Consider the following 13,231-nt stretch of genomic DNA (forward strand, 5'->3'; position numbering starts at 1 on the left):
CCTGTGTCCTGCCTGACGCCGGACCGCCGGGCCGGACCCCGCCCGTGGGATAGCGTCGACCGTATGGATGTGACGCCGGCATGGGAAGCAGCGGGCTGGGAACAGCTCGCGCCGCGCGTGGGGCGGCGCCGCCTGCCCGGCTGGGACTGCACGGCGGGGCTCGTCGTCGGCAGCGACGCGGCCCTCATGATCGAGGCCGGGTCGAGCCTGGCCGAGGGCGCGGCCCTGCGGACGCAGGCCCGCCGGATCCTCGGCGGCACCCGCCGGGTCACCCACCTCGCCCTCACCCACCCGCACTTCGACCACGTCCTCGGGGCGGCGGCCTTCGCGGGCGTGGAGGTGTACGGAGCGGTGGGCATCGAGACGGTTCTCACCACGGGCCGCGACGAGCTGCGCGCGGACGCGGTGCGGCACGGCCTGGACGCGGACGCGGCGGCCGAGGCGGCCGACCTCCTGGTCCGCCCGCACCACCTGGTGTGCGGGGAGTGGACGCTCGACCTGGGCGGCGGTCTCCAGGTGCTGCTCGCGAACATCGGCCCCGGACACTCCGCGCACGACCTGGTGGTCCTGGTGCCGGGCGTCGACGGCGGCCGGGAGACCGTCTTCTGCGGCGACCTCGTCGAGGAGTCGGGCGCACCGCAGGCGGGCCCGGACGCGGTGCCGGCGCGGTGGCCGGCGGCGCTCGACCGGCTCCTGGAGCTCGGCGGTGAGGACGCGCGGTACGTGCCGGGGCACGGTGCGGTGGTGGATGCGGCATTTGTCCGTGCGCAGCGCGCCACACTGGCGGCCCGTTTCGGCGTGTCGTAGGCGAGAGCGGGCCCGTTCTTCCTATCGTCGGCAGAATGCGCCAGTACTCCGCCGATCTCACGCCCCCTTGGAAGAAGCCGAAGCCCGTGCCCGAGGTGGCGGCGGACGCCGGCCTCGTGGTCGAGGAGCTGAGCACCGGTTTCTGCGGGGCGGTGATCCGCTGCGAGAAGACGGCGCAGGGCCGGACGGTGACCCTGGAGGACCGCTTCGGCAAGCACCGCGTCTTCCCGATGGAGCCGAGCGGGTTCCTCCTCGATGGCCGGACGGTCACTCTCGTACGCCCCTCGGGCGGCGCGCGTACTCCGGTGCGCCCCTCCCGCACCGCGTCCGGCTCGGTGGCCGTCCCCGGGGCGCGGGCCAGGGTCGCCCGCGCGGGGCGCATCTACGTGGAGGGCCGTCACGACGCCGAACTCGTGGAGCGGGTCTGGGGCGACGACCTGCGCGTCGAGGGCGTCGTCGTCGAGTACCTGGAGGGCATCGACGACCTCCCCGCGATCGTCGCCGAGTTCGCCCCGGGCCCCGACGCCCGGCTCGGCGTCCTCGTGGACCACCTCGTCCCCGGCTCCAAGGAGTCCCGCATCGCCGCGGACGTCACCAGCGCACACGCCCTGGTGGTCGGCCACCCCTACATCGACGTCTGGGAGGCGGTGAAACCCTCCTCGGTCGGCATCACGGCGTGGCCCCGGGTCCCGCGGGGCCAGGACTGGAAGACGGGGGTGTGCCGGGCCCTCGGCTGGCCGGAGAACACGGGGGCCGCGTGGGAGCGGATCCTGGGCTCGGTGCGCAGCTACAAGGACCTCGAACCGGCGCTCCTCGGCCGCGTGGAGGAACTGATCGACTTCGTCACGCTGCCCTGAGGGCGGGTGGTCACCGGGCCCGCAGGGCCCCATGGCGTCCGGCGGCCATCCCGCACACCAGCGGCATGACCACCGGGGGCAGCAGGAGCAGGGCCACGGCCGTGGGCAGGATCATCACCAGGACGCCGGTGATCCACACGTTGTCGTCACTGAGCCACAGCATGCCGAGGCCCGCGGGACGGGCCAGTGGACCGGCCGCGTACCGGGCGGCCAGGACGAAGAGCACGGCGCCCGCGGTGAGCAGCGAACCCGCCCCGAGAACGCGCCACCGCGCGCGGCGGGTCAGCACCCAGGAGCGCCACAGCGCCGCGAACGGGGACCGTCCCTCCCGCACCGTCTCGGCCGTGGCCAGCGAGAGGCGGAAGTACACCAGCGGGCCGACGCACAGGACGGCGATCGGCAGCACCCACCCCACCAGCGTGTACTGCGGGGCCGCGGTCCCGCCCAGGGGCGTGGGCTCGACGCCGGGCACTTCGCCGCGCTCGACGGAGAACCACAGCACATAGGCCACACATGCCATGGCGATCACCACCAGACCGCTCAGCGCGTTGACCGCGAGGGCCGCGGGAAGGCGCCCGCGGGTGCGCCGCCACAGGTCGCGGCGGGTCAGTGGTCCGCCGCCCGGCGCGGGGCCGGTCTCAGCGACGGCGTACGCGGCGTGCAGGACGGAGACGACGGCGAGCGCGAGCGCGAGCAGCAGCAGCGACACCACGAACCCGACCTTCACCAGGGGGAACCAGCCGCCGTCGGCGTAGGCCACGTAGGAGTCCTCGTTGGCGATGTTGCGGTCCGCGTAGTCCCGGACGCCCTCGAAGGTGCCCCAGGCCGCCGCGAACCCACCGCCCACGATCGCGCAGCCGAGTACGGCGGTGAGGGCGGACACGCGGAGGGCGAGACCGTACGGCGCTCCTCGGTAGTGCGCGCCGACGCCGAGCGCCCGCCGGTCGGTCGACTGGTTTTCTGCGCCTGCGCGTGCCATGAGCTGGGCTGACCTCCGTGCTGTGGTGACAGCACTCAAGACGCCCCGCGGGGCGCGTGAGGTTCCCGACGCCCGCCCCTCCCCGCCTCAGTCCACCAGGTCCCGCACCACCGCGTCGGCCAGCAGCCGCCCCCGCAGCGTCAGGACCGCCCGCCCCTCGTCGTACGGGGCGGCCTCAAGGAGCCCGTCCCCCAGCGCCCGCCGTGCCGCGGCGAGACCGGCCTCCTTCAGGAGCGACAGCGGGCAGCCGTCGCGCAGCCTGAGCTCAAGGAGGATGCGTTCCACCCGCCGGTCCTCGTCGGAGAGCAGCTCGCGCCCGGCGCCGGGCGACCCGCCCCCCGCGAGCGCCCCGGCATACGCGCCGGGGTGCTTGACGTTCCACCACCGCACGCCCCCCACGTGGCTGTGGGCACCAGGACCGGCGCCCCACCAGTCGGCGCCCCGCCAGTACAGCTCGTTGTGCAGGCACCGGCCGCTCTCGGACGTGGCCCAGTTGGAGACCTCGTACCACTCGAAGCCCGCGCCCCCGAGGACCTCGTCGGCGATGAGGTACCGGTCCGCGTGCACGTCGTCGTCGGTCATCGGCACTTCGCCGCGCCGGATCCGCCGCGCCAGCTGCGTCCCCTCCTCGACGATCAGCGCGTACGCGCTCACGTGGTCGGGCCCGGCGCCGATCGCCGCGTCGAGCGAGGCCCGCCAGTCGTCGTCGGTCTCGCCCGGCGTGCCGTAGATCAGGTCGAGGTTGACGTGGTCGAACCCGGCCGCCCGCGCCTCCGCGACGCAGGCCTCGGGCCGCCCCGGCGTATGCGTGCGGTCAAGGACCTTCAGGACGTGCTGCCGTGCGCTCTGCATGCCGAAGGAGATGCGGTTGAACCCGCCCTCGCGCAGCTCGCCCAGGTACGCGGCGTCGACCGACTCCGGGTTCGCCTCGGTCGTGATCTCCGCGTCGTCGGCGAGCCCGAACTCGTCCCGTACCGCGGCGAGCATCCGTACGAGGTCGCCCGCGGCAAGCAGCGTCGGCGTGCCGCCCCCGACGAACACGGTCCGCACCGGCCGCGGGTCGTCGCCGAGGACCTTGCGCGCAAGACGCACCTCGTCGGTCAGGGTGTCCGCGTAGTTGTCGCGGGAGGCGAGCACGCCGCCGGAGCCGCGCAGCTCGGTGGCGGTGTAGGTGTTGAAGTCGCAGTAGCCGCAGCGCGTGGCGCAGTACGGGACGTGCAGGTAGAAGCCGAGTGGGCGCGAGGCCGCGCCGGCCAGGGCGGACGCGGGCAGCGCGCCGTCCTCGGGCATGGGCTCACCATCGGGCAGTGCGGAAGGCATACCTTCGATTGTCCCCCACCGCCCGGGACCCCCCGTCCGGCCACCGCCGGTACACCGGTACACCGGTACACCGGTACACCGGTACACCGGTACACCGGTACACCGGTACGCCTCAGCTCGCCCGCAGCACGAGCAGCGCCAGATCGTCGTCCGGCGGCCGGTCCGAGAACTCGTGCACGAGCCGCCGGATCCGCTCCGCCACCAGCGGCGCGTCGAGCCCCGCGCAACCGGCGAGGGCCGCGGCGAGGCCGTCCTCGTCGTCGAACTGGCTCCGCCCCGAGCGCCGCTCCGTCACGCCGTCCGTGACGCACAGGAGCGTCTCGCCGGCCCGCAGGTCGAAGCTCTCGCTCGTGTACGTCTCGTCGTCGACGACCCCGAGCAGCATCTGCGGGGTGGCCGCCTCCCGCACCTCGCCCTCCGGCGACAGGAGGAGCGGCAGCGGATGGCCCGCGCACGCGATCGTGACGCGCACTCCCCCTTCGTACGGGACCAGCTCGCCGTACAGGAGGGAGAGGAAGCGCGAGGTGGGCCCGTCGGGCGGCACGCCCTGGCCGCCCGCGACCGCGACGACCGCGGCAGCCGCGTCCGCCGCCTCGGTCGCGTCGTCGAGGAGCAGTTGGTTGAGCCGGTCCATGACCTCCGAGACCGCGTACCCCTCGCGGGCGAGGAGGCGCAGCCAGGGGCGGGCGAGACCGATGACGACGGCCGCCTCCGGGCCCTTGCCCTGGACGTCGCCGAGCGCGAAGCACCAGCGGCCGTCGCTCGCGTGGAACACGTCGTAGAAGTCGCCGCCGGGGCCGCCCTTGTCCCGCGGCTCGTACACCAGGCCGCTCTCGACGCCGGGGATCTCCGCGACCTTGCTGGGCAGCAGCCCGCGCTGCAGGACCTGGCTGATGTTGGCCTGGCGCTGATAGCGGCGCGCGGTGCTGAGCGCCAGTGCGACGCGGCGGGTGAAGTCCTCTACGAGGCCGGTGACTTCGTCGGCGAACCGGACGAGGCCCGCCCGGCCGATGACGAGGGTGCCAAGCGAGCGCCCGCCCGCGACGAGGCGGTAGGCCAGCGCCGCGCCGGACGAGCCCGCCCCGGCCGCGAGGGCCTCGCCGGGCCAGGGAATGGGGAAAGCGCCCGAGCCCGCCGCCTCGGGCAGCTGCGGCGGCTCCTTCTCCAGGACGCGGCGGAGCTCCTCCAGGCGGCTCTCGCTGCTGTGCCAGACGCGGGCGAGGCGCGCTCCTGAGACGTCCAGGTCCCCGCGGACCGGGCCTTCCGAGCCGTCCTCGAGCCACACCGCGCACCAGTCCGCGAGCCGCGGCACGAGCAGCTGTCCGGCGAGGGCGGCCACCATGTCCTCGTCGAACTGCCCGGCCAGCAGGTCGGAGGCCTCGGCGAGGAACGTGAGCGCACCCCTGTTCACCCATTCCATGTCGTGCGCTGTCCTCTTGGGCAGCGGCGCGAGGATCTCGGCGGCGCGCAGCCCGCGCTGGAGCGCGTGTTCGCTCGCGTACGACTCGATCTCGTGGACGGCCTTGACGCCCTCGACGGGCAGCCGGGCCCAGACCGTCTTCGTGCCGGGACGGTAGGTGATGCCCCAGGACTCGGAGAGGGTCGCGACGAGGTACAGGCCGCGGCCGTACTCGGGGGTGCCGCTCGCGGGCCGGGTCTGTTCGCTGCGGACGGCGCGGGAGGGGTGGTGGTCGGAGACCTCGATGACGAGGGCCCCGGCGCTCTCGCCGGGCGGGGCGTCGTCCAGGCGGCAGAGCAGCTCGACGGCCGTGCCCGCGTGCACGACGGCGTTCGTCACCAGTTCGCTGACCAGAAGCACCGAATCGTCGGCGAGCCGGTCGGTGAAACCCGCCGCCGCGGGCACGCCGAGCTCGGTCCAGTCGGCCAGCGCCGCGCGTACGAACTTACGTGCGGCGGCGGGCGCAAGCGAGTTTCCGGGCAGAGATGTACCCACCACTACGGACGGCCCGGGGCGGTCCGGGGCCGGAGCGGAGGAACGGAAGTCGGTCTCCCGTTGCAGCGGAATGGACCCCACGGTGCGGCTCCTGAGCAGTTCGGGCGAATACGCCTCAGGCGACACCGACAGAGTGACAGACTGGCCGCGCCCATAAGCACCGAGTTACTGAAGTGGGCCGTTATGAGTGAGAACAGTGCTATGCCTGCGCTTCAAGACGGCCGGATTCCGGTCCCAGCGCAGTCCGTCGCGTCCAGCGCGTCCGGTACGGATCCGGCCACGTGCCAGCTGCGCCCGCTGCTCGCCGCCATACGCGCCGCGCGGGACGGGGACTTCACCAAGGTCGCGCCGGTCGGCGAGGGCATAACCGCCGAGCTGTACGCCGTCTTCAACGAGATGCTCGACCGTTCGCTCCACTTCGACAGCGAACTCGTGCGCGTGCGGCGGGAGATCATACGACACGGCCGCCTCGACGAGCGGTTCGCCGCGAGCCCGGGACAGGGCCGGTGGGCGGCGCGCGTGTCGGAGGTCAACACGCTGCTCGACGCGCTGGTCGCCCCGGCGGCGAACGCCACCCGGGTGCTCAACGCGGTGGCGGGCGGCGACCTCACCCAGCGCGTCGACCTGCACGACGGCACCCGCGAGCTGCGGGGCGATCTGCGCCGCCTGGGCCGCGCCGTCAACACGATGGTCGATCAGCTGTCCCTCTTCACGGGTGAAGTCACCCGCGTCGCCCGCGAGGTCGGCACGGAGGGCCGGCTCGGCGGGCGCGCCAAGGTGCGCGGGCTCTCCGGCAGCTGGCGGGACGTGACGGAGGCCGTCAACACGATGGCGGCACGGCTCACCGCCCAGGTGCGGGACATCGCCCTCGTCACCACGGCGGTGGCGCAGGGCGACCTGACCCGTACGGTCACCGTCGAGGCCACGGGCGAGCTCCTCGAACTGAAGCTCACCGTGAACACGATGGTGGAGCAGCTCTCCGCGTTCGCCGCCGAGGTGACGCGGGTGGCGCGCGAGGTCGGCACGGAGGGCCAGTTGGGCGGCCGCGCCCAGGCCCGGGGCGTGTCCGGCGTGTGGAAGGACCTCACCGACAACGTCAACTTCATGGCGTCGAACCTCACCTCCCAGGTCCGCAACATCGCCCAGGTCACCACCGCCGTGGCCAACGGCGACCTGAGCCAGAAGATCACCGTCGACGCCCGGGGCGAGATCCTGGAGCTGAAGTCGACGGTGAACACGATGGTCGACCAGCTGTCCGCCTTCGCCGACGAGGTCACCCGGGTCGCCCGCGAGGTCGGCACGGAGGGCAATCTGGGCGGGCGCGCTCAGGTGCGGGGCGTGTCGGGCGTGTGGAAGGACCTCACCGACAACGTCAACTTCATGGCGGACAACCTCACCTCCCAGGTGCGGAACATCGCGCTCGTCTCGACGGCCGTGGCCCAGGGCGACCTCGGCAAGAAAATCACGGTCGAGGCCAAGGGCGAGATCCTGGAGCTGAAGTCGACGATCAACACGATGGTCGACCAGCTGTCCGCCTTCGCCGACGAGGTCACCCGCGTCGCCCGCGAGGTCGGCACCGAAGGCAACCTCGGCGGCCAGGCGCAGGTCCGGGGCGTGTCCGGGGTGTGGAAGGACCTCACCGACAACGTCAACTTCATGGCGTCGAACCTCACCTCCCAGGTCCGCAACATCGCCCAGGTCACCACCGCCGTGGCCAACGGCGACCTCTCCAAGATGATCACGGTCACCGCGCGCGGGGAGATCCTGGAGCTCAAGGACACCGTCAACACCATGGTGGAGCAGCTGCGCGCCTTCGCCGACGAGGTGACCCGCGTGGCCAGGGAGGTCGGCACGGACGGCCGTCTCGGCGGCCGCGCGCAGGTCCTCGGCGTATCGGGCGTATGGAAGGACCTCACCGACAACGTCAACTACATGGCGGACAACCTCACCGGCCAGGTCCGCAACATCGCGCAGGTCGCGACCGCCGTGGCGCAGGGCGACCTCTCCAAGAAGATCGACGTGGACGCGCGCGGCGAGATCTTAGAGCTGAAGACCACCATCAACACCATGGTGGACACGCTGTCCTCGTTCTCCTCCGAGGTCACCCGGGTGGCCCGCGAGGTCGGCTCCGAGGGCCAGCTGGGCGGCCAGGCACGCGTCGAGGGCGTCTACGGCACATGGAAGCGCCTGACGACGAACGTGAACGAGCTCGCCCTGAACCTCACCACGCAGGTCCGCGCCATCGCCGAGGTCGCCTCCGCCGTGGCCCAGGGCGACATGACCCGCGCCATCACCGTCGAGACGCGTGGCGAGGTCACCGACCTCAAGGACAACATCAACCTCATGGTCTCCAATCTCCGTGAGACCACCCGCGCCAAGGACTGGCTGGAGTCCAACCTCGCCCGCCTGGCCGGTCTGATGCAGGGCCACCGCGACCTGATGGAGGTCGCCGACCTGATCCTGCGCGAGCTGACCCCGCTGGTGAACGCGCAGTACGGCGCGTTCTTCCTCGCCGACCCGGACACGGCCGAGACCCCGGCGCCCACCCAGGTCACCGCCAAGGGCCTCGCCTTCATCGCGGGGTACGGCGCCGCGCAGGGTTCGGTCGTCGACACCGGCGGGATGCCCGCCCAGGGCCTGGTGCGGCAGGCGGCCCTGGAGAAGAAGCGGATCCTCGTCGAAGAGGTCCCGCCCGACTACATCAAGATCCATTCGGGGCTCGGCGACGCGGCCCCCGCGACGGTCGTCATCATCCCGATCCTCTTCGAGGACAAGCTGCTCGGCGTCATCGAGCTGGCGACGTTCTCCCGCTTCTCCGACGTCCACCTGGCGTTCTTCGACCAGTTCGTGAACACCATCGGCGTCGCGATCAACACCATCATCGCCAACTCCCGTACGGAGTCCCTGCTCGGCGAGTCGCAGCGCCTCGCCATCCAGCTCCAGGAGCGCTCGGACGAACTCCAGCGCCAGCAGGGCGAGCTGCGCCGCTCGAACGCGGAGCTCGAGGAGAAGGCCGCCCTGCTCGCCACGAGCTCGCAGTACAAGTCGGAGTTCCTCGCGAACATGTCGCACGAGCTGCGCACGCCGCTCAACTCCCTCCTCATCCTGGCCCGGCTGCTCTCCGACAACCCCGACGACCACCTCTCCGACCAGGAGGTGCAGTTCGCGACGACCATCCACCGCTCGGGCTCGGACCTGCTCCAGCTCATCAACGACATCCTGGACCTGTCGAAGATCGAGGCGGGCCGGATGGACGTCCGGCCCAAGAAGCTCCCGCTCATCAAGGTCCTCGACTACGTCCACGCGACGTTCCGGCCGCTCACCCTCGACCGCGGTCTCGCCTTCGACGTGTCGGTGGGCGAGGACGTGCCGCGCGAGATGTTCTCGGACGAGCAGCGACTACAGCAGATCCTGCGCAACCTCCTGTCGAACGCGGTCAAGTTCACCTCGGCCGGCAGCGTCGAGCTGCGGGTCAGCCGCGTCAGGGCGGCCTCGGGCGACCGGCTCCTCCACGACAACGACGACCTGCTCTGCTTCGCCGTCAGCGACACCGGCATCGGCATCCCGGCCGAACAACTCCCGGTGATCTTCGAGGCGTTCCAGCAGGCGGACGGCACCACCAACCGCAAGTACGGCGGCACCGGCCTCGGCCTGTCCATCAGCCGCGAGATCGCGGGCCTGCTCGGCGGCCGCATCACGGCGGAGAGCCGCCCCGGCCAGGGCTCGACCTTCTCGCTCTACGTCCCCGTGGTGCACCCCGGCCACGGGGCGGCCGCCATCGCGTACGCCGCCACCCACACCCAGCTGCCCGAACAGGCGGAGCAGGCCACCCTGCGCCCGCACACCACACTCGAACCCGACGACAGCTGGCCCACCCCGACGAAACTGGAGGAGTGGAAGGAAGGGCGCGCGGGCCGCATACTCCCGGGCCGCCGCGTGCTCATCGTCGACGACGACATCCGCAATGTCTTCGCGCTCACGCACGTGCTGAGCCGCGTCGGCATGCCCGTCCTGTACGCGGAGAACGGCCGTGAGGGCATCGAGACGCTGGAGCGCAATCCCGACGTCGACCTCGTCCTGATGGACATCATGATGCCGGAGATGGACGGGTACGAAACGATGGCCGCGATCCGTCGCAGCCCCCGCTGGCAGGGGCTGCCCATCGTCGCCCTCACCGCCAAGGCCATGCCCGGCGACCGCGAGAAGGCCATCTCGCAGGGCGCCACCGACTACGTACCGAAACCCGTGGACGTGGACCAACTCCTCGGCGTCGTCTGCTCCCTCCTGGACCCCGGGGGCGCGGACGACACCGAGGAGCCCACGCCCCCCGACCAACAATCCGTCGCCACGGAGCAGCCCGGCACACCGAAGGAGAAGGCTGTTCCACCGGCACCCGAGTGAGGCACTGTCACCATGAGCGCAGAGGCCACGACCGACAACCGCGCAAGCATCCTCCTAGTCGACGACATGGAGGACAATCTGATGGCACTCGAAGCTGTCCTGGGGTCCTTGAACGAGCCTTTGGTCCGCGCCCGTTCGGGCGAGGAAGCGATGAAGGCGATCCTGAGGCAACGATTCGCCGTCATCCTTCTGGACGTCCGCATGCCCGGCATGGACGGCTTCGAGACCGCGTCCAACATCAAACGGCTCGACCAGACGAAGGACGTGCCCATCATCTTCCTGACGGGCACCGACAACGACGCGGGCTACGCCTTCCGCGGTTACGCGACGGGCGCCGCCGACTATCTCACCAAGCCCTTCGACCCGTGGGTGCTGCGGGCCAAGGTCACCGTATTCCTCGAACTGCACCGCAAGAACCGGCAGTTGGAGCGGATACTGGCCCGCGAACAGCGCCAGTTCGACGAGCTGGCCGCGCGGCTCTCCGCGATCGAGACCCATATGGCCGCGAGCAGCCTCAAGGACGTCCTCGAACTGCGCCGCCACGTGACGCACATGGAGGAACTGGTGCAGGAAATGCGGCGCGGGCGGGGCGCCTAGGGCCTGTGTCCTAGACGGCGCACCCCGCCCGCTCGACAGCACGCCTGTCCGCGTTCGGCGGCCAGGATCACTTGCGGCGTCTGAGCCCGGCCCGACGGGCTCAGGCCTCGCGCGGAGCCGGTCTCAGGCCTCGCGCGATCCCGCGTACATCTCCTCGATGAGGTGCTTGTACTCCCGCTCGACGACCGGGCGCTTCAGCTTCAGGCTGGGAGTCAGCTCGCCGTGCTCGACGTCCAGGTCGCGCGGCAGGAGCCGGAACTTCTTGATGGTCTGCCAGCGCTGCAGGCCCTCGTTGAGCTCCTTCACATGGCCTTCGATGAGCGCGACCGTGGCCGGGTGGGCGCACACCTCGGCGTACGACTTCCCCTCCTGGCCGTTCTCCTTGGCCCAGTCCAGGATGGCGGGCTCGTCGAGGGCGATGAGCGCGGTGCAGAAGTTCCGGTCGGCGCCGTGCACGAGGATGTTGGAGACGTACGGACACACCGCCTTGAACTGGCCCTCGACCTCGGCGGGCGCGATGTACTTGCCGCCCGACGTTTTGATCAGGTCCTTCTTGCGGTCGGTGATCCGCAGATAGCCGTCGACGGACAGCTCGCCGATGTCCCCGGTGTGGAACCAGCCGTCGGACTCCAGGACCTCGGCCGTCTTCTCCGGAAGGCCGTGGTAGCCCTCCATGATGCCGGGGCCGCGCAGCAGGATCTCGCCGTCGTCGGCGATCCGCACCTCGGTGCCGGGCAGCGGCTTGCCGACAGTGCCCGTGCGGTAGGCCTCGCCCGGGTTCACGAAGGAGGCCGCGGAGGACTCGGTCAGGCCGTACCCCTCCAGGATGTGGATGCCGGCACCGGCGAAGAAGTACCCGATCTCGGGCGCGAGCGCGGCAGAGCCGGAGACCGCCGCCCGCAGCCGCCCGCCGAAGGCCTCGCGCAGCTTGGAGTAGACGAGCGCGTCGGCCGTCCGGTGCTTGGCGCGCAGCCCGAAGGGCACCGAGGCGGTGCCGGTCCTGCGGAAGTTGTCCTGGCTGACCTTCGCGTACTCGCGGGAGACCTCGGCGGCCCACTGGAAGATCTTGTACTTGGCCGCGCCACCGGCCCGCGCCTTGGCCGCGACGCCGTTGTAGACCTTCTCGAAGATGCGCGGCACGGCGGCCATGTACGTCGGCTGCACCACCGGAAGATTCTCGATGATCTTGTCCACGCGTCCGTCGACGGCGGTGACGTGCCCGAGCTCGATCTGCCCGGAGGTCAGCACCTTGCCGAAGACGTGTGCGAGCGGCAGCCACAGGTACTGCACGTCGTCCGGGCCGAGCAGCCCGGTCGACGCGATGGCCTTGGCCATGTACGACCAGTTGTCCTGCGGCAGGCGCACGCCCTTGGGCCTGCCGGTGGTGCCGGAGGTGTAGATGATCGTCGCGAGCTGATCGGCGGTGATCGCCGCGATCCGCTCCTTGATCAGCTCGGGGTTCTTCTCCAAGTGCGCGGCGCCGCGGGCCTCCAGGTCGGCGAGCGTGAGCAGCCAGCCCTCGGGGTCGCCCTCGGCGGGCTGCGCGCCCTCGGGGTCCACCACCACGACGTGCCGCAGCTCAGGCAGGTCGGCCCGCTTCTCGCGCGCCTTGGCGAGCTGCGCGGCGTCCTCGGCGATGAGCACCCGGCTGTCGGAGTCGGCCAGGATGTACGCCGACTCATCGGCCTTGGTCTGGGGGTAGACCGTCGTGGTGGCCGCGCCGGCGCAGGTGATGCCGAGGTCGGCGAGGATCCACTCGACCCGGGTGGAGGAGGCGAGGGCGACGCGGTCCTCGGGCGCGAGGCCGAGCTCTATCAGGCCCGCCGCGATGGCGTATACGCGGTCGGCGGCCTGCGCCCAGCTGAGCGACTTCCACTCGTCGGGCCCCTCGCCGGAGGCGGCAGGGACCGGGTAGCGGTAGGCCTCTGCGTCCGGAGTGGCCGCCACGCGCTCCACGAAGAGATGCGCCACGGAGGGCGGACGGTTCTCGATCAAGGTCTGTGTGTCGCTCACGACATCCTCCGGGCCCACGACAGTGCGGCGAACTGGCTGGCGGCTGCTTCTTACGTCTAGTGGTTCTTACGTCTGGTTCTTGCGGCTGCTTCTCACGTCTGCATCCTGCGTCTGCTCTGACGTCCCTGCGGCTACTTGTTTAACTTGCGAGTAACCTACGAGTGGTGATCAGAGTAGAGCGCCGACGCCCGGTGCGTAAGGGGCAGCTACCTGTCACTTTCTACAGACACCCATACGGAAACGGCCCGCCGCCCGCAAGCGCCGCGGGCCCCTTCGTGCGTGCCGTGACCGGGGTGATCCGGG

8 protein-coding genes are annotated in these 13,231 nt (G+C 71.3%); 4 read left to right on the top strand and 4 right to left on the bottom strand.

Going from position 1 to position 13,231, the window contains the following annotated elements; genetic code table 11:
- The first annotated feature begins 69 nt into the window (after positions 1-69).
- A complete protein-coding gene (locus ABZ953_RS02335) occupies positions 70-807 on the top strand; it encodes an MBL fold metallo-hydrolase (protein ID WP_361715669.1) in 738 nt (245 codons plus the stop codon).
- Positions 808-842: 35 nt separating this feature from the next.
- A complete protein-coding gene (locus tag ABZ953_RS02340; RefSeq protein ID WP_361715279.1) occupies positions 843-1,664 on the top strand; it encodes a DUF3097 domain-containing protein in 822 nt (273 codons plus the stop codon).
- Between the two features lie 10 nt (positions 1,665-1,674).
- On the opposite strand, the gene ABZ953_RS02345 is transcribed toward ABZ953_RS02340, so the two are convergent.
- The 3 genes from ABZ953_RS02345 to ABZ953_RS02355 all read right to left on the bottom strand — a co-directional run bounded on the left by ABZ953_RS02345 (position 1,675) and on the right by ABZ953_RS02355 (position 5,998).
- A complete protein-coding gene (locus tag ABZ953_RS02345) occupies positions 1,675-2,643 on the bottom strand; it encodes a hypothetical protein (protein WP_361715282.1) in 969 nt (322 codons plus the stop codon).
- Positions 2,644-2,730: 87 nt separating this feature from the next.
- Positions 2,731-3,963 (bottom strand): radical SAM family heme chaperone HemW, encoded by a 1,233-nt coding sequence (gene hemW / locus ABZ953_RS02350; RefSeq protein WP_361715285.1) that lies wholly within the window; start codon positions 3,961-3,963, stop codon positions 2,731-2,733.
- A 112-nt stretch (positions 3,964-4,075) separates the two neighbouring features.
- Positions 4,076-5,998, bottom strand: a complete 1,923-nt coding sequence (locus ABZ953_RS02355) for an ATP-binding SpoIIE family protein phosphatase (RefSeq protein ID WP_361715288.1) — start codon at positions 5,996-5,998, stop codon at positions 4,076-4,078.
- A gap of 228 nt (positions 5,999-6,226) precedes the next feature.
- Here ABZ953_RS02355 and ABZ953_RS02360 point away from each other — a divergent pair, with 228 nt between their 5' ends.
- Together ABZ953_RS02360 and ABZ953_RS02365 are read left to right on the top strand one after the other, a co-directional pair.
- A complete protein-coding gene (locus ABZ953_RS02360) occupies positions 6,227-10,318 on the top strand; it encodes a HAMP domain-containing protein (protein WP_361715671.1) in 4,092 nt (1,363 codons plus the stop codon).
- A gap of 12 nt (positions 10,319-10,330) precedes the next feature.
- A complete protein-coding gene (locus tag ABZ953_RS02365; protein ID WP_361715291.1) occupies positions 10,331-10,915 on the top strand; it encodes a response regulator in 585 nt (194 codons plus the stop codon).
- 123 nt (positions 10,916-11,038) lie between these two features.
- On the opposite strand, the gene ABZ953_RS02370 is transcribed toward ABZ953_RS02365, so the two are convergent.
- Positions 11,039-12,928 (bottom strand): long-chain fatty acid--CoA ligase, encoded by a 1,890-nt coding sequence (locus ABZ953_RS02370; RefSeq protein ID WP_361715294.1) that lies wholly within the window; start codon positions 12,926-12,928, stop codon positions 11,039-11,041.
- Positions 12,929-13,231 lie beyond the last annotated feature (303 nt).

Source organism: Streptomyces sp. NPDC046465 (assembly GCF_040646035.1).
Lineage (GTDB): Bacteria > Actinomycetota > Actinomycetes > Streptomycetales > Streptomycetaceae > Streptomyces.

Excerpts from the sequence above, each read along its gene's own strand:
- ABZ953_RS02340 (WP_361715279.1), top strand. The coding sequence starts at position 843 with ATGCGCCAGTACTCCGCCGATCTCACGCCCCCTTGGAAGAAGCCGAAG.
- ABZ953_RS02345 (WP_361715282.1), bottom strand. The coding sequence starts at position 2,643 with ATGGCACGCGCAGGCGCAGAAAACCAGTCGACCGACCGGCGGGCGCTC.
- hemW (WP_361715285.1), bottom strand. The coding sequence starts at position 3,963 with ATGCCTTCCGCACTGCCCGATGGTGAGCCCATGCCCGAGGACGGCGCG.
- ABZ953_RS02365 (WP_361715291.1), top strand. The coding sequence starts at position 10,331 with ATGAGCGCAGAGGCCACGACCGACAACCGCGCAAGCATCCTCCTAGTC.